Below are 16,897 nucleotides of genomic sequence, written 5' to 3' on the forward strand. Positions count from 1 at the left end.
ATATGATGGCAGTTGTTTCAGTATTCCCTCAGTACGCAGGAAATATGCATCGAACCAAAAGAGCTTTGCGGTAAAAATAAAAAAAACCTGGAATAGTTAATTCCGGGCTTTTTTATCGTCGTAAAAGGATAATGCAGAGATGCTTTGGTCTTTCATCAAATAGCCATGGCAATGCATGAGCCGTTCGCGCAAACTGTCCGAGACACGGCGTGCATCGTAGGCACATACGGAAACGACTTTACGCCGTGGGACGGAGCGGTCAATCTCTGTTTCATAGTCGATAATTTTCTGGTCGATATCTTCCTGGCTGCCCCATTCGATATGGCCCCATGTCCGGCACTGACGTCCATCCGAAGTAAAGGATCCGACGACACTCTCGAAATATTCCAAAATGGCTTCGGGGTGGAAGTTCCCTTTGCGCCAGTAGAAATCGAAGTTGTTGACATAGTGGATTAAATCCAGCTCTTCGGCAGTCAATAGCTGCTGGAGCTTTTTTTGAATCTGGGGATAAATCCGCGGGTTTTCGACGAACAGGACACGGTCGCCATTACGGACGCCGTCCAGGACATAAGAGACAGCATTTTCTATATAAACATCTGTTTGTTCAGTCAAGTATAAAATATGCGCGTAATCGGTCTGGCGCAAAGTTTCGGTGAAATCGCTCATTTTTTGGTTCATTTTTTTCCCTCCATATAACGGATAATCCAAATAGTGATGAAATTCGTCTTCAGCCATAAAAATAGCTGGAAGTGAAAAAAATGACAGCACTTGTGCACTTCCCATTAGTATATACTATAAGGCGCCTTTACGTCGCTTCTAAGCTGTCAGCCGCTTTGCATGTTTAAACACACTGTGATCACGGGAATGACTGCACACAAGGGAGGCGTATATCCATGGGTATTTTTAATGAACAAGCATTAGCAGAAAAGCATATTTTGGTCACCGGTGCGACTGGCGGCATTGGCTGGGAAACGGCCAAGACAGTGGCGCAGATGGGTGCGAAACTGACGGTCACCGGACGAGATGCAGAGAAATTGAAGCAATTGGAAACAGAATTGAAGGCCATGATGGATGACAGCCGGCTTTATGTCCACGCGGCAGATTTGACGGACTCTCATGACCGAAAACAGCTCGTCGAAACGGCTGAAGCGCGGCTCGGGTTTATTGGCGGCTTAGTCAATTCAGCCGGAGCAGCGGGTGGAAAACAAGTAGAGGAATTGGACCAGGAATTTTTGGAACATCTGATGAACATCAATTACACCTCCACTTTTTTGCTGACGCAATTGGTATACGGCCGCATGATGAAAGATGGCGGAGGCGATATCGTCAATCTCGCTTCACTTTCGGGGCTGCGCGGTACGGCTGGCAATACGGCGTATGCAGCGAGCAAGTTCGCAGTGGTCGGTTGGACGCAATCGATGGCCTTGGAAGCGATTGAGTACGGCATCCGCGTCAATGCGGTATGCCCCGGATATGTCGATACGGAAATGGCAAGGGCCAGCATCCAAAGAAAAGCGGAACACAAAGGGATTTCTATTGAACAGGCGATGGACGAAGCGCGGTCAGGGATTCCTTCAAACCGGCTGTCGACTCCTCAAGAAGTCGCCCAAACGATTGCGTTCCTATTAACGGATGCCGCACCGAACATCGTCGGTGAATCGGTGAAGATTTCCGGCGGCAGCGTCATGAGATGAAAAAGCGTTGGACTCAAGCCTAGAGTCCAACGCTTTTTCATTGTTCGATATAGTCCAGCCCATTGTCTTCGATCACGGTATCCGAAATGCGCAATTGATCGAGCGCCTCACCGATATACGGCTCGCAATCCGCATCGTCAATTTTTTCACCGCTGTCGATTGAGTAGCATTCACCTGATCCAGGGGTAGACGTCAGGTCAGGCGCGAAATACACATCGCCTTTTCGGAACGAGCCGTCGCGGAAAACGACGAGTCTTTCAGTGTCCGACAGCAATGAAGTGCCGAGCATAAATCCTTGGTCGATGCCTGCAAGTTCCAGGATGGTCGGCGCCAAATCGATTTGGCCGCCGACCGTCTCGACCGTTTCACCTTCCGGAAGATTGGGCGGCTTGATCCACAATGGGACTTCCCGGAACAATTCGAATTGTTCTGTTGTTCCATTGGCGTCAAGTTTAGTCGCCATTTCGCGCCCTTCTTCGGTCAATCCACTATCGTGGTCGCCGTAGAAAATGACCAGCGAATCGTCCCACATATCTTGCTGTTTCAATTCATCGACGAGCACTTCGACCGCACCGTCGACATAATGGACAGTATGGTAATAATTCTGTACCAGCTCATCTTCATAACCCGGCAGCGACAACTCTTTTTTATCTTCAGGGATCGTGAAAGGGATGTGGCTGCTCAAGGCGATCATGAACGCGTAATACGGTTCTTCTAATTTTTGGATGTGCTCGACTGAAGTCCGGAAGAAATCTTCATCGTTGATCGCCATGCCGATTTTTTCCGTATCAGGGTAATCCTTTTCGCTGAAGAAGCGGGAAAAGCCGATATGTTCATACACGGTATTGCGGTTCCAAAAGCTCGCTTCATAAGCATGCATAGCCGCTGTATCATAGCCGCCTTTTCGCAAAGCTTCCGGAAGCGGGGCGAACGTGCTGTCAGGGAAGCGTGTATAGACAGAGCCTGTGCGCAGCGGATGGAGCGACGTGTTGATGACGAATTCTGCATCCGATGTGCGCCCTTCGTGGGTCTGATGATGGAAAGAAGGGAAGTACAGCATTTCATCCTCAAGTTGGTTCAAGTAAGGTGTCACTTCTTCGCCGCCAATTTCCTGGCCAATGACAGAGCGCTGAAGCGATTCCAGCTGAACGAGGATAATGTTTGGCTGCTCGCCGCTGTTTTTCGTGCCGATCTCTGCGGCAGCTTCCTGGAGCAGGGCTTTGTCTTGTTGCGATGGTTCGGGCTCACGGAAAACCGAAATGACGCCTTTTCCGAAATCGTAGCCGTGGTAGCCCCAAAATCCAAGCTCATAGTATTCGCGCATATTGCTGGTGGCATCTCCCGTCAGCCAGCGTTCGCCTTTTGCAATGCTCGTGAGAAGCGGGGCGGCAAATATTAGCAGCCCGATTGCAGCAATCACGGCAGCCAGTTTGCCGTTCTTCGTCTGTCTTGGCGCTAGGCTGCGTTTTTTCAAGGCGAAAATGAAGACAAGAAACAATAGGAAGTCAGCAAAAAAGAAAAAGTCCGTCCAGCGGATCAAGCTCAAAAAACCGCCGCCTACGTCATTCATTTGCGTCATCGAGGGAATCAATTGAACGGATAACAGATCCCCGAAATAGCGGTAATACCAGACGTCCGAAATTAGCAGGGTGCTGTGGAGCGCCAAAAGCGACAGTAAAATCCAGCGCCGCTTGCGGGCATCGATCAATAAAGTCCAGCTCGAAAGAATCAATGCGCTCGAGAAGCTGATCAAAAAGAAGCCGAAGCTGAACGGCGTATCGGTGTATAAGCTGAAGAGAAATAATTTAAATGCGGAAAAGGCCAAATAGACCCAGTAATCGATTGTTTTCATCGTCGTGCTCCTTTTCTGGCGGTGAGGGCCTTTCCTATTCACTACCTGTAAACAGGTGTTCGGAAACATCGGCGGGCAAAAAGAAAAAAGGGGCTGCCCCAAGAGCCCTGTTTCATGAGCTCTTGGAACAGCCTCTTCTCCTAAATCCAGCCGCGTGCTTCCATCGCTTGTGCGATGCGTTCAACAGCGACCAAATACGCTGCTTCACGCATCGTGCAGCCTTTTTGTTCTTTCATTTCGTAAACATCATCAAAAGCCTCAGCCATTTCGGTGTGGAGCCGTTCATTCACTTCCTGTTCGGTCCAGCGCAGATGTGTCGTATTTTGCACCCATTCGAAATAGGAAACCGTGACGCCTCCCGCATTGCACAGAATATCCGGAATGACGGTGACGCCGTTCTTTTCCATCGCGGCGTTGCCGTCCGGTGTCGTGGGCCCATTCGCTGCTTCTGCCACGATTTTTGCACGGATGGTCGGGCCGGTGACTGAAGTGATCTGGTTTTCGAGCGCTGCGGGCACCAATATGTCCACATCGGCTGCGAATAAATCGTCGTTGCTGAGCGATTCGTAGCCATTGTATCCCGCAACCGTACCGGTCGTTTGGGCGTAGCCGATCAGCTCTTCGATCGGGAGCCCATCTTTATGATAAATGCCGCCGCCAGCGTCGACGATGCCGAGTACCTTCACGCCGCGCTCGTGCAAGAGTTTGGCGGTGATTGATCCGACATTTCCGAAGCCTTGAACGACTGCGGTCATGCCTTCGAGTTCAAGTCCCAGTTTCTTGGCGGCATCTTCGATGGTGAAGACAACGCCGCGTCCGGTCGCTTCGACGCGTCCTTCTGATCCTCCAAGAATCAAAGGCTTGCCGGTGATCGTGCCGGGCACGTTTTTCCCTTTCAGCCGGGAAAATTCATCAATCATCCATCCCATGATCTGAGGCGTCGTGTTGACATCCGGCGCCGGAATATCTTTTTCAGGCCCCATGATCGGTTCGAGTTCGCGGATAAAGCCGCGGGACAATTCCTCGAGTTCCCGTTCGGACAGCTCTTTTGGATTGACGACGATTCCGCCTTTGCCGCCGCCGTATGGGATTCCGAGAATGGCCGCTTTCATCGACATCCAAATCGATAAGGCTGCGACTTCGTCCTCTGTCACGCCCGGGTGGAACCGGACACCGCCTTTTGTCGGGCCGAGCACGTCCAAATGCTGCGAGCGATAGCCCTCAAATTCGCGGTACGTGCCGTCATCCATGCGTACCGGGATCGACACTTTCAAGATACGCTTCGGTTTTTTGAGGATTTCGTACACCCCTTGCGGCAAGTCGAGTTCCTGCGTCGCCACTTCAAGCATGCGCTGGACGATTTCGAGCGGGTTCGAAAGCTCGACGCCATTTTTCACTTCCTTTACCGGCATTTCCTGCTTCAAATCTTCTGCTACTTGTTCTTGGCGATGTTCCTGCTGTGTCATAATGTTCTCCTCCTTGGCTGATTTCCTTCTATACTCTATGTCTTCCTATTAAGAATGGCGCTTAAACATTAGAAGGGGAGGAGAATCACTTACTGGATATCAGTGCCGTATAAAAACCAAGGCGATGGCAATTCAAATGGATGGCCTTTCGGGAGTTTGGCCGTTTGCTTGCGGGTCAGGTCCATCCAGACAAAAGCGCCTTCCTCAGAACCACGTCGAATGTTTTCGAGCGGTGCATGTAAGGTTTCCCATAATCCTGGCTGCTCAAATAAATCGTCCCAAGGGTAAAGTGTATGCAAGTAATCGAATTTCTTCACATCGTGTTTGGTGATGACGATCCGGTCGCCGTCGGGATTTTCATAGAAGTCCCATTGTGCAAGCGCTTGGCCGGAAAACAAGTCAGGGCTTGCGGGAAATGGGTAATAGCATTCGTAAGGAAAAACCCGCCCCGAACGGATATAAACTGCTTCGAGCCAGCGCATTTTTTCCTTGTCACTGGCGATTTTTTGCCAAGGTGCCGAGCCGTTTTCGAAAGTTTCCACATTTGTTGCGATGGCGGAAAACAATTCAGCTTGTCGGGACAGCCCGATTTTTTCCAGGACGCGCTGTGCCGGGAGATTGAACTCTTGTGTATTGGCGCCGACAAAACGGATGCCCGGATGATCGAGTGCCGCATCCCGGACATGGGCCATCAGCTTGGATGATAGGCTTTGGCCGCGGAAGCGCACATCGCTCCGCATGCGCCCAAGCATGGCATAGCTCCCTGCAAAAATGGTGTAGCCGCCGATACTCGCCAGGCGGCCGTCATGGAACAAACCGAATAAACGGTTCGGCCCTGTGGAAATCCGGTCGAATACCCGGATGACATAATCATCATCGATGCCCGTATCCATGGCCTGCAAAGCCTGTAAGTCATCCTCGGTCAACTGGCGGATCGTTTCGTTCATGTATCGTCACTCCTTAAGTAGTCAATAGTTGCATAATAATTTTAGTGTATTCCGGCCATGACTACAAAGCGGAAACAGTTATCAAACTATAAATATTTTAAGGGGCATGCTCACCGGAACCGGCAAAGCCCATGTGGTGATTTGAAAGTCTGGCAGGGGAAACGAGGGATGGCGGCGAACTAATCGGAATAGTGATTTGTTTTCCGGGATGCTGGATAGCTGGGAAATTCCGGGAGCAACGAGGAGGGAAGGCATTGGAAAACTGGAAAGCTGTGGAATTGGTCAAGGATCTATTGTTTGGCTTGGGGCTTTATGCATTGATTACTGTTGTCGGGCTATTGGTGACGATGGTGACTTCTGGCAGTTCGGACACGCTGTTATTGAACGATGACGTACGAGGCGATATGGCGACAAGCACATTAATGTGGATGGTGGTCCCGGCTTTTCTGTTGTCATTGGGATTGGCAGCGCTGCGGCGCATCCGGATGAAAAATGCGGCGCTTCGCATCAGCATCGTCTGGGCATTGCTGCTATTGTTTTTGTATTTAGTAGCGGCTTTATGGAGCGGAATTTTCACGGTACTCATCGCTTCGGTATCGTTTTATCTATTCTTGGCGGCCGTCTTTTTAGGGCCGATCGTCTATTCGTTTTTGAAAAAATTGCCCGCTTGGAAATAAAAGCACGAGTTTAGTGCTGGAAATGGAAGGGAAAAGAGGACGATACGAAAAGTTCAAGAGGGGGCGAAGAAGTGGCGATCCATCCACAAATCATTTTTAACGGAAACTGCAAAGAAGTGTTGTCATATTATGAAGGCGTCTTTGGGGTATCCGATGTTTCCGTCATCCATTACGGCGACAACCCGGGATCGAAACTCGACGAGGATTTAAAGGAATTGATCTTGGAAGCAGCGATTCCGCTCTATGACAATTACTTGCTGCTGTCGGACGCGATGCCCGGCAAACCGGCGACATTCGGCAGTAATTTCCATGTGTCCATTCGTTCGGAGCAGTTGGGTGAAATGAAAGCCGATTTCAAGAAGCTAGCAGAAAGCGGTAAAGTGATCTTCGAATTCGAGGAAAGCTATTGGAGTGAAGCGTACGGCGTCGTAGAGGACAAATTTGGCGTGCAATGGCAATTCGATTACCGCAAATCTGAAGCGGGAAACACGCAACAAAATCCCGGTGAATAAACGAAACCCCATCGCTTAGGCGATGGGGTTTCTCTAGCTGAAGAGGTCTACCTTTGGAAATGGGATGACAGCATTTCGTATATGATGGCTGCTGTTCGGAACTCCACCCCCGTTGAAACAAGCCCGCCGACAAAACGGTTATAGAGCGTAATGGCAAAATAGAATCCGATGAACAACAGCGCCGACACGATCAACAAAATCACGAATGTTCTTGTCATCTGGAGTTCCTCCATTTCTAATATATGCAACGCTTTCGCGGCAATGGACCGGCAAGTACAGCGGCAGCTAGAAAAATAGCAAGTTCAGCAAAATGGTCAATGCAATCGAGAGGATAATTGAAATCAATAAACTTCCCATACAGGAAATGCGCATAAAAAAGACCGCCTTTCTTTCAGATCGCCATCAGGAAGAGGGTGGTGGATCAATGACAAGCAAATTGGATGAGCTGGTGATGCTTTTAGGTAGTTTACCCGAAAAAAGTGCGGGGCTAACCTTTCAAACCGGGGGAGGAAGAGGTATGCTATTGGCCAAGCAAAACGCGAAAAATGCCATAGCTTTGTCGAATTTTGTCTTAATTTCTTGGTTTCTTTAAAAAAACGGATGCTATTTTTAATGTTTTTTGTTACAATCGTGTTACGAATAGATGTCCGGAGGGTAACATGGCTAATTACAATCAATTTTCAGACAGTAATCCGCATAATGAATCCAATCGAATCGAAGCGGAAAAAAGCAACGAAACCGGTGCTGAACCGCCAAATTTTCGACCTAATAAAAAAGATCCAGAACGCCGCAAACTTTGGCTGAAGGCCGGTGGCGGTATTTTACTGTTGTTCATCCTATGGAATGTGTATTCCTTCGCGAGTTATGTTGCTCCGTGGAGTGATGAACGCTCTACGGAAGATGCCAAACAAGATGAAATCCAGCAATACATTTTCCAGAGCGAGAAGAGCGAAGAAATGCTCAAAGAAGTGAGCAATTCACTTATCCGCTTGTATGACCACAACTCGCTCACGGAATTGCACATCAATGAGATGGAAGAAAAGTTGGAGCAATTGTCCAAAGAACTCGATACGGACGACCCGCGTCTTGAACAATTGGAATCCTACCATTTTGCCCAAATCGAGTTGACGCGTGAAATGACGAAAACTTTGCAGAAAAACCATGTCGAAGAAGTCCATGAGAGACTGGATGAGATCCTGGACCGCCAAAAAGAGAAAGCGGACGACAAAGCCGAAATCTTGATTTCTCTTATGGAACAGGAAGACATTAGATATGAACAGAAGGCAGACGGTTCAATTGCCTACGAATAATCCATACTGGAAAAGCTCCTTCGAAACCCTGCATGGGTCAAGAAGGAGCTTTTTTCGTGCAGGACGCGTGTAGCTCTTTGTCAAATTACTGTGTGAAAGCTTGAAATAATAGATTGAGAAAAAAGCCCTGTAATTCCAAATGCTGAAAACGGGTATAGGGGGGAAACACCTATTTCTCAAGGAGGGATTTCATGGATACCCAACAATACAAAGTGAAGGCTGGTCGTAAAGTGGATTTAGCAGACTGGCCGACACATGAAGATAAAGGAAGCGAATCCGAACAAATCGAACAGCAATTGAAGGAAACGATCGAAGAACTGAAAAAATGGCATGTGCGGCTTCATGCAGAAGAAGAAAAAGGCATCGTGGTGGCTCTTCAGGCTATGGACGCGGCTGGAAAAGATGAAGCCATCACTTACCTGTTCTCGAACTTGACCGCCCAAGGGCTGAAAGTGACGACGATCGGAAAACCGACCGAAGAGGAATTGAAGCACGATTATTTATGGCGCTTGCACAAAGCTTTGCCGGAACGCGGGCAAATCGGTATTTTGAACCGTTCCCATTACGAAGAAGTGATTGCGACGCGTGTCCATAATCTGCTTGAAGAAGAGCCGCTGCCCAATCACTTGATCGACGGTGAAGTTTGGAACCGTCGCTATCGCCAGATCAATGATTTTGAACGTTATATGTTTGAAAACGGTTTTCCGTTTGTGAAGTTCTTCTTTAATATTTCCAAAGAAGAACAAACCACGCGCCTGCTTGAACGCATGAAGAACCCAGAGAAAAATTGGGAGTTTTCCTTCAGTGATGTCGAAGAACGCGAACATTGGGAAGATTACCAGGACATCTTCGGGGACATGCTGACACACACTTCAACAGACCATGCCCCGTGGTATATATTGCCGGCAGACGATGAGATGTATTCCCGGTTGATCATCGCTCGGGTAATGGTGGAAATATTGGAAGGCATCAAACCGGAATTGCCAGAAATCAGCGGCGAGCAAAAACATAAGCTCGAGCATTATATCGATAAGCTTGAACAGGAAGCGAAATGACAAAACCCGAAGCAGCCTTGGCTGCTTCGGGTTTCTTTATTGGCCATGATTTATTGAAACAATAGGTAATCATTTTCGGAAATGAATTCGTAGCTTAAATCGATGAACAAGAAGCATTCGTCCGATAGCGGATAGCTGAATGTGCGGATCATTTCCCCTGTTTCGATATCGGCATAGATGTCCGACAGCCGTCCCTTGTGGCTAGCTTTCATGAGCATCATGTTCTCCAGGAAATATGGGCGGAAAGCCCAATGGGAACCGATTTGCTGCGGTTCGCTTTGCCAGATGCCGGCCGTTTTCCGAAAGTTGGAGGAAACTTGCTCCCCGTCGCCGTTGCAGATATAGATGCGGAAACTTTCCGCTTTGAAATGCGGCAGTACTTCCTGGATGAACAGGTCGGCAAAGTCTGGGCTTTGCCATTTGCCCATCAAGCGCTTGAGTTTTTCTTCGGAACGGGCAGTATAGGCCAAGCGTTCGCCAACCATCGCTTTTTCGCGGTGGACGAATTCCTTTACTTTATCGCCCACGTGGATGGACAAGGAATCCGTCGTCAGCAGGGTCGGGTCCGGATGGGCCAGATAATAGCCCTGGTAATAATGGCCGCCATGTTTCCAAGCGAAATACAATTGATGGTTATCTTCTATATATTCGTATAACAGGCGTGCGCCGATGCGATGGGCGAGCATCGATAACGAATGGATGATGTCCTGGAATGCATCGGGCTGATGGTGGCGGCTGATGCTCATATCGATTTTCAGGATATGCGGCCGCAACTGCCGGATGCGGTCAATATTCGAACTTTTTGCGCCCACATGGTCGACTGCAATCTGGATGCCGTAGGTTTTGAAATACAACAGCAAGTGATTGAGTGTATCAAAGTCATCATTGAAATCGTGTTCGGTAATTTCAAGGACAATGCGTTCGAGCGGAAAGCCGCGTTTGCGGTACTCAAGCAAGGTCTTCAGGAAATCTTCGCCGTCTCCTGCCATCAGCTGGCGGGCGTTGCGGTTGATGAACAACAGGCAGTCGCTGTTCTGAGCCAGCAATTGATCGAGTGCCATTTCGAGCAGCCTTTGGTCCACTTCAGTTTTATACTCGTCCGGAACTTCCGGGTCGTTGAAGAATTCGCCGAGTGATTTGGTTCCGCCCGGTTCTATGTAGCGGCCGAGCAGTTCGTAACCGATGACGTCGTGTTTGACGGCGCTGATGATCGGCTGGAACACCGGCATGATTTTGTCCATATTGTCGATGATGTCTAACGGATCCATAATATCTCTCCTTGCCGTGCACTGTCTTGTTCTATTTTAATCTTAATTTTTCCAGCATTCAATTGCAGCTTTTGAAACACCATTCAAATGACGAATATTCCGTGAATGAAAAGAAACTGTAAATCCAACCAGAAGTACTTGCTTTTCTATAATGGCACCCCCTATAATGTGAGTCGCTGCCTTGCCCCATCGCCTTCAACGGAATGCGGGCATCGCTCATTACCACTAGATGAACGGAGAATACAAAATGGACAAACTTTACCGCCTCGGGGCAATTTTTATTGCTTCCATTGTTATGGCGATCGCTTTCAATATGTTTTTGCTGCCACATGAAATTTTATCAGGAGGCGTTACCGGCATCGCCATGATCTTTGGTTTGCTGACACCGATTAACTCGGGAATTTGGCTGATTTTGCTCAACTTGCCGATTTTGGTCATCGGTTGGATGAAGCTCGGCAAGACTTTTATCGGCAACAGCATTTTTTCGGTAGCTGTGACGTCGATTGCCATGCTCTACATCCCAATTGTCCAAGTGACAGAAGACGCATTGTTGTCATCGGTCTTCGGCGGCGTCATTTCAGGCGCTGCAGTCGGGATCATCATCCGCTTTTACGGTTCGACCGGCGGTTTTGATGTCATCGGCCTGTTGCTGACAATGAAACGCGACATCCCGCTTGGTTTCATGGTATTCACTTTGAACAGCGGCGTCGTGTTCATCTCGGGCTTTATCTTCAACTGGGAGCTTGCGATGTACACGATGGCATCTATTTATATCACGGGCATCGTCGTTGACCGTATCCATACGCGCCATATCAAGCTTAGCTTGATGGTCGTGACGGCAAAAGGCGATGAAGTGAAGAAGAAACTATTGACGAACCTGTACCGCGGCATTACGGTTACGGACGGGGAAGGCGCTTATACCGGCGCCAAGGTGAAAGTGCTGCATAGCGTCATCACCCGTTACGAGCTGGCATTTGTCCGTCCCTTGATCCGGGAAATCGATCCGAATGCCTTCGTCAGCATCACCGAGACGATGGAAGTGGTCGGGAACTTCCGGCGAGATGAAAACTATAAGAAAAATCCGATGTAATGGGAAAAAGCCGTCCAGAAAAAGTGCGAAGACACTTTTCGGGACGGCTTTTCCTTTGCTTGCTGAATTCCTGACATCACTGGCGACTACTGCGCTTCCTTAACAAACACGCGATACACCACTTCATCAAATAAAGCGCGGCCATGTCCTGGATAAATCTCGCGGTAGTGAAAGTTTCGGCGCGTTAAGGCATTCGCCAACAGGAAATGATCGATTTTCCTGAAAGCTTCCCCGGCCGGTTCAAGCTTTTTGGAGCTGCGCAATTGAACCGATAGCCCATCTTCGAACTCCTCAAATGCCACTTCGGGAAGCAGCGGGAACTTTCGCTCTTTGTGGATCAGATTGAACGCACGGTCGATCGTATCGTTATCGATGAAATCCGGCTGGCGGACCATCAACGAGAAAGTTGCCGGCAGCCCGTCCTGGTTTTCTGCATGGTGGAGCGTTTCCGGCGGATAAATGGAGTAATCCGCAAACCCAGGCGGACAATAGCCGTGCCCTGGCATCGCCCGAACCGCTTCCGACAGGGCAGTCAACACGCGAAGGCGTTCGTGAAAATCTTCGGACCCGATGCTTCCACGGCCGTCGATGACGAAATAGAATTGTTTCGGAATGTGTACGGCATGGGCTTCGGGGGCAGGGGCATATAATTTTCGTTCCTCCGTTTTCCAGTCCTGCATCATCAATTCACTCCTCTATTCGCGGAATTCCAGTTCTGTCATCCAAGTGGCAAGATGGGCTTTCGTATTGGCGTTCCATTCGTCGTTGATGTCTTTCAACAATAAAACTTCAAAATCCGTAAATCCATCGTGCTGGACGAAGGTCGGGGTGAAGGCTGGATTCGTGATAGCAATGCTTGAGCCTTCTGCAGTTTCCAGTTTTTCGATATTCACATGGGCAATTCCGCCAATCCGCCGTTCGACGCCTTTTTGCCCAGATAGGAAATTGCCGAGTGAGTAAAAGGCGAAGCTGCGGCGGCCATCTGCAGTGTCAATCCACGCAGGCGGCTGCAGGACGTGAGGGTGATGGCCAAGAATGATGTCTGCGCCATTTTCCGCGGCAAAGCGGGCGAGTTCCGTTTGTTCTTGTGTTGGCATCGGTTCGTATTCATTGCCGAAATGGAGGCTTAATACCGTCACATCGGAATGCTCTCGTGCATACGCCAAATCCTGTTGGATCAACTCCCGGTCGATGCGATTGACTAAATACGGCCGACCGTCGGGTGTTGGAACTCCGTTGGTGCCGTATGTATAGGATAAAAATGATAAAGTGATGCCGTTGCGCTCGATCACCGGGATGTCGGCACGCTGTTGTGCGGACAGATGAGAACCGGTTGACACCATGCCAATATTCCGCCAATGGGTGATGGCGTTCTCGATTGCCTGGACGCCGCGGTCCAAGGTATGATTATTTGCCATGGAGACAACATCGACTCCGGCATTTTTCATGGCATCCCCCAGTTCGAACGGGCTATTGAATGATGGATAGGTAGAGACACCGATTTCGCTGCCGCCGATAATGCTTTCGGAATTGGCGACGGTGATATCGGAGGATTCGAGAAAGGGCTGGATTGGCGCAAACATGGAATCAAAGTCATACGCGCTGCCTGTTCTAGCATCTTCATAAAGAGGCTCGTGGATGAGTACATCACCGATTGCCGACAAGCTCACGCGGTGGTTCCTCGCCAATCGCTCAGGCATCACCGCAAGCGGAGCAGCGCGCGCGGTGAATTCGTGCGCGGCGGAGTCAGCGGCAGATGGCTGTTCACCGCTGATAGCCAAAGTTCCAAGAGTGGCCAGGCATACGATAAACCATTTTGGTAAAGTCGCCATGAGTCAATTCCTTTCGGGCGTCCTGCCTTAACTAGCAGGCGGGGACAGCTGGTATTCGTCAGATTGATTGATTTCAGAATACTATAACCGTGAGGAAATCACTAGGCTTTTTCTGGTTGCGCTATGATAAATAGCCTGTTTTTATCTAAGGGCACACACGAAAACGAGCTGAAGGCGCAAATGATTCACATAATGATAAAGAAATAGATGATGACCATGATGATCATGATCGACAGCATCGTGGAAATCATGCTGATGCGCAGGTTCGAGGAATAGAAGGTTTCTTGGATGATCTGCTGGCGTTTTTCCCGGTAAGTGCGCGTAGCCGTGAAAATGATGACCAGGCCAAAAACACAAGCGAAGATGCCGAGAATGATCGTAAACAAATCGACAAAGGGATTGCGTACGACGCCCATCGTGAAATGCAGGCTCGTCGCAAGGAAGCCGACACCGACGATGGAGATCGCCGTGCGGATCCAAGCGAGATAAGTGCGCTCGTTGGCAAGATGCTGCTGGGTATAAGTTAGTTGGTTTGCTTCTTTCCGATAGGATTGCCGTGACAAGTTGTGGACCTCCTTCCACCGGCTGGCCGGTGCTTTCTTCTAGTTTACCCGAAACGGATGTGTTCTAATTAGAAACTGAGCAAGAAATGGATAACCGAAAACATAATCGGGGTATACATATATCATCACAAGTAAATGGGGAATATCGATGGAATTATTGCTGACTATCCTGATCCTGCTGATCGCGCTCCTCGTCTCCAATGTAGTGAGCCACTATGTGCCGCAAGTGCCGGCAGCGCTTATCCAAGTGGCGCTTGGGACGATCATCGTGCTGGTCTTCGAGGATTTTACATTTGAATTGGAAGCCGAATGGTTTCTGCTGTTGTTTATCGCACCGCTCCTGTTCAACGATGGGCGGCATTTTCCGCGTGAGGAATTATGGCGCATGCGGGGGCCGATTTTCGGCAATGCCGTCATCCTGGTGCTGCTGACGACTTTGATCGGCGGTTATTTTATCCACTGGCTCATTGAAGACATCCCGCTCGCCGCTGCGTTTGCACTCGCAGCCATCCTGTCGCCGACGGACCCTGTCGCCGTAAACGGTATCTCTCAGCGCGTCCGCATCCCGAGCAATGTCCTGAGCCTCGTGCGCGGCGAATCGCTGATCAATGATGCCTCGGGGCTCGTTGCATTCAATTACGCAGTCGCCGCAGTCGTCACCGGAACCTTCTCGCTATACTCCGCTATTTTTAATTTCTCCTATAAATTTTTGGCCGGGGCACTTCTTGGAGCCGTAATCGCTTTGCTGTTTGTCGGCATTCGCTTATTGTTCCGCAAACAAGGAATCAATGACGTCACGTTCCATTCACTTTTGCAAATCATGACGCCGTTCATCATCTTTGTCGTGGCGGAGGAATTATTAGGGGCATCCGGCGTTATCGCCGTGGTCGTTGGGGGAATTGTCCATTCGCTTGTGCAGGAAGATACCGAAGCGCTGGTCGCAGAAGAGCAGATGCTGACGGAAAATATTTGGACGATCATCACCTTCGTGCTGAACGGCATCATCTTCTTGCTGCTCGGGCTCAACATCCCGGGCGCGATGAGCGGCGCGTTGGAAAATCCGAGTATGGATGAAAGTGTCTTGCTGTCGTATGTATTGGCGATTACCGCTATGCTGCTCGGCATCCGTTTTATTTGGGCCTATTTATTCTCCCATTATGAATACCGCTTCGGCAAAATGGAAGACGCTGCAAAGCCGAGCCTCAAGCTGACTTTATTCGTCAGCCTGACGGGCGTCCGCGGAACAGTGACCATGGTCGGGATTTTGTCCTTGCCGATGATCATTGAAGGCGGCTATATTTTCCCGCAGCGTTCATTGCTGCTGTTCCTGGCAGTCGGGACGATCCTCCTGACACTGCTGCTCGCGACCGCTTGCTTGCCATTGCTCAGCAAAGGCAAATTGGCGGGAAGCGATGACGGTGATACAATCGATTTGGAAGAAGCGCGGCGGCGCATTTTGCTGGCATCGATCGCCCGCATCAAATCGGAAATGACCGAAGCGAATGAAACAGCAGCTTATGAATTGATGGATGAATACCGTTTGCGTTTCCAGCAAGTCCAGCCTGAAGGCGAAGAAGCGAAAGAGGCGAACAAGAAATACCAGCGCCGCATGAAGGAAGTGCGGCTGCGGGCTTTGAAAGCCGAGCGCCGTTTTATCGAGAGGCTGAAGAAGACAGAAGGGATGGAACGGGAGGTCTATGCGGCTTTCGAGCATTCGCTGAACCGACGTGAGGAAGCGATCGCCCATAACGCCCGTTCAACTCTATTGTATTTACAAGGCAAGCTGATCCGCGCATGGCGCAGGTTCCGCGGGGAAAACTGGCAGGATGAGGAAATTCGCCTGGTTGAATACCAGGTCGGCCGCGAGGTGCAATTGAAGGCACTTGAAGCCGCCCTGGAGAACTTGGAAGCCTATCATCAAAAAGCTTCCCGCAAAGATATCGTCGAAGCGGTTTTGACCGAGTACCGGAAAATGATCAGCCGTTTGAGAAAGCCCGAAACTTTGTACGATGAACGTTACGAGATGCAAAAAGAAGAATTGCGCATCAACGTCATGGATATGGGGCGTGCCAAAATCTACGAAATGTACGATGCCGCAGAAATCACACGGCAACAGGCGAAAGAATTAAGGAAATACATCAATTACATCGAAAGCGTCACCTTGTACGATCCGACGGAATAAAAGCAGAAGCTCAGGCTTCTGCTTTTTAGTATATTGAATAAGTTCGCAATCCACTATAAGCCAACGAAGAAACTGGCTTTTCGACATTATATAATCAGTGGTTTGCCTGAGTGTTTGGAGAAGCGTTTGCTCGACTCCTGTGGGAGCAGCGAAGCGACGGGTTTGAGAGACCCCGCAGGAACGAAGTGACGAGGAGGCTCGATTCCCGCCCCACGGAAAGCGAGTAATAAGCTTCGGAAAATGCGATTATCAAGTGTTTCTCTACAGCTTAGAAAGCAGAGGCTCAGGCTTCTGCTTTTTCATATGGATTGAAAAATCTGTCACTTCTGTAAATGACATGCTTTCTTCAAAATAAAAAGCGAACAAATTTTTAAAAATCTATTGAATCGTCCGTTATATAGCGTAGACTAGGTTTATAGATTGCGGTTTAATTGAAAAATCGTTGTCAG

17 protein-coding genes are annotated in these 16,897 nt (G+C 49.3%); 8 read left to right on the forward strand and 9 right to left on the reverse strand.

The features are described 5' to 3' along the window. Window positions 1-96: 96 nt before the first annotated feature. Window positions 97-678 carry an MEDS domain-containing protein gene (locus AUC31_RS02765; RefSeq protein WP_167549925.1) on the reverse strand — a complete coding sequence of 194 codons (582 nt, stop codon included), beginning with the start codon at window positions 676-678 and terminating at the stop codon, window positions 97-99. 215 nt (window positions 679-893) lie between these two features. Here AUC31_RS02765 and AUC31_RS02770 point away from each other — a divergent pair, with 215 nt between their 5' ends. Continuing rightward, complete coding sequence (locus AUC31_RS02770; RefSeq protein WP_058381476.1) at window positions 894-1,694, forward strand: SDR family NAD(P)-dependent oxidoreductase; 801 nt, start codon at window positions 894-896, stop codon at window positions 1,692-1,694. Window positions 1,695-1,731: 37 nt separating this feature from the next. On the opposite strand, the gene AUC31_RS02775 is transcribed toward AUC31_RS02770, so the two are convergent. The 3 genes from AUC31_RS02775 to AUC31_RS02785 form a co-directional block, all read right to left on the reverse strand. Next, window positions 1,732-3,546 (reverse strand): LTA synthase family protein, encoded by a 1,815-nt coding sequence (locus AUC31_RS02775; RefSeq protein WP_058381475.1) that lies wholly within the window; start codon window positions 3,544-3,546, stop codon window positions 1,732-1,734. Window positions 3,547-3,686: 140 nt separating this feature from the next. Continuing rightward, window positions 3,687-5,012, reverse strand: a complete 1,326-nt coding sequence (locus tag AUC31_RS02780) for a Glu/Leu/Phe/Val family dehydrogenase (protein ID WP_335339127.1) — start codon at window positions 5,010-5,012, stop codon at window positions 3,687-3,689. 89 nt (window positions 5,013-5,101) lie between these two features. Next, window positions 5,102-5,959, reverse strand: coding sequence for a GNAT family N-acetyltransferase (locus tag AUC31_RS02785; RefSeq protein ID WP_058381474.1), 858 nt, complete (start codon window positions 5,957-5,959; stop codon window positions 5,102-5,104). Window positions 5,960-6,213: 254 nt separating this feature from the next. Here AUC31_RS02785 and AUC31_RS02790 point away from each other — a divergent pair, with 254 nt between their 5' ends. Further along, window positions 6,214-6,636, forward strand: a complete 423-nt coding sequence (locus AUC31_RS02790; protein WP_058381473.1) for a hypothetical protein — start codon at window positions 6,214-6,216, stop codon at window positions 6,634-6,636. 71 nt (window positions 6,637-6,707) lie between these two features. Further along, on the forward strand, window positions 6,708-7,148 hold the full coding sequence (locus tag AUC31_RS02795) for a VOC family protein (protein ID WP_058381472.1): 441 nt from the start codon (window positions 6,708-6,710) through the stop codon (window positions 7,146-7,148). A 47-nt stretch (window positions 7,149-7,195) separates the two neighbouring features. On the opposite strand, the gene AUC31_RS17655 is transcribed toward AUC31_RS02795, so the two are convergent. Continuing rightward, complete coding sequence (locus tag AUC31_RS17655) at window positions 7,196-7,366, reverse strand: hypothetical protein (RefSeq protein WP_157073452.1); 171 nt, start codon at window positions 7,364-7,366, stop codon at window positions 7,196-7,198. Between the two features lie 92 nt (window positions 7,367-7,458). Between AUC31_RS17655 and AUC31_RS02800 the strand changes: the two genes are divergently transcribed. The 3 genes from AUC31_RS02800 to AUC31_RS02810 all read left to right on the forward strand — a co-directional run bounded on the left by AUC31_RS02800 (window position 7,459) and on the right by AUC31_RS02810 (window position 9,513). Beyond that, window positions 7,459-7,740 (forward strand): hypothetical protein, encoded by a 282-nt coding sequence (locus AUC31_RS02800; protein ID WP_058381471.1) that lies wholly within the window; start codon window positions 7,459-7,461, stop codon window positions 7,738-7,740. Between the two features lie 67 nt (window positions 7,741-7,807). After that, the gene (locus AUC31_RS02805; RefSeq protein ID WP_058381470.1) at window positions 7,808-8,458 is read left to right on the forward strand and encodes a hypothetical protein; all 651 of its coding nucleotides are present in this window, start codon (window positions 7,808-7,810) and stop codon (window positions 8,456-8,458) included. 191 nt (window positions 8,459-8,649) lie between these two features. Next, window positions 8,650-9,513 carry a PPK2 family polyphosphate kinase gene (locus AUC31_RS02810; RefSeq protein ID WP_058381469.1) on the forward strand — a complete coding sequence of 288 codons (864 nt, stop codon included), beginning with the start codon at window positions 8,650-8,652 and terminating at the stop codon, window positions 9,511-9,513. 50 nt (window positions 9,514-9,563) lie between these two features. Here the strand turns inward: AUC31_RS02810 and AUC31_RS02815 are convergent, their stop codons facing one another. Then, window positions 9,564-10,781, reverse strand: a complete 1,218-nt coding sequence (locus tag AUC31_RS02815) for an EAL domain-containing protein (protein WP_058381468.1) — start codon at window positions 10,779-10,781, stop codon at window positions 9,564-9,566. A 247-nt stretch (window positions 10,782-11,028) separates the two neighbouring features. On the opposite strand from AUC31_RS02815, the gene AUC31_RS02820 reads away from it, so the two are divergent. Beyond that, window positions 11,029-11,871: a YitT family protein gene (locus AUC31_RS02820; RefSeq protein ID WP_058381467.1), complete on the forward strand. Its 843-nt coding sequence runs from the start codon at window positions 11,029-11,031 to the stop codon at window positions 11,869-11,871. Window positions 11,872-11,957: 86 nt separating this feature from the next. Here AUC31_RS02820 and AUC31_RS02825 read toward each other — a convergent pair whose 3' ends face one another. The 3 genes from AUC31_RS02825 to AUC31_RS02835 all read right to left on the reverse strand — a co-directional run bounded on the left by AUC31_RS02825 (window position 11,958) and on the right by AUC31_RS02835 (window position 14,266). Continuing rightward, window positions 11,958-12,554, reverse strand: a complete 597-nt coding sequence (locus tag AUC31_RS02825; protein WP_058381466.1) for a hypothetical protein — start codon at window positions 12,552-12,554, stop codon at window positions 11,958-11,960. A gap of 12 nt (window positions 12,555-12,566) precedes the next feature. After that, the gene (locus AUC31_RS02830; RefSeq protein WP_058381465.1) at window positions 12,567-13,703 is read right to left on the reverse strand and encodes a CapA family protein; all 1,137 of its coding nucleotides are present in this window, start codon (window positions 13,701-13,703) and stop codon (window positions 12,567-12,569) included. A gap of 185 nt (window positions 13,704-13,888) precedes the next feature. Next, the gene (locus AUC31_RS02835; RefSeq protein ID WP_058381464.1) at window positions 13,889-14,266 is read right to left on the reverse strand and encodes a YidH family protein; all 378 of its coding nucleotides are present in this window, start codon (window positions 14,264-14,266) and stop codon (window positions 13,889-13,891) included. Window positions 14,267-14,414: 148 nt separating this feature from the next. Here AUC31_RS02835 and AUC31_RS02840 point away from each other — a divergent pair, with 148 nt between their 5' ends. Further along, entirely contained in the window at window positions 14,415-16,448 is a 2,034-nt protein-coding gene (locus AUC31_RS02840) for a Na+/H+ antiporter (RefSeq protein WP_058381463.1), read from the forward strand. The last annotated feature ends 449 nt before the right edge of the window (window positions 16,449-16,897 follow it).

The organism is Planococcus rifietoensis, from assembly GCF_001465795.2.
GTDB lineage: Bacteria > Bacillota > Bacilli > Bacillales_A > Planococcaceae > Planococcus > Planococcus rifietoensis.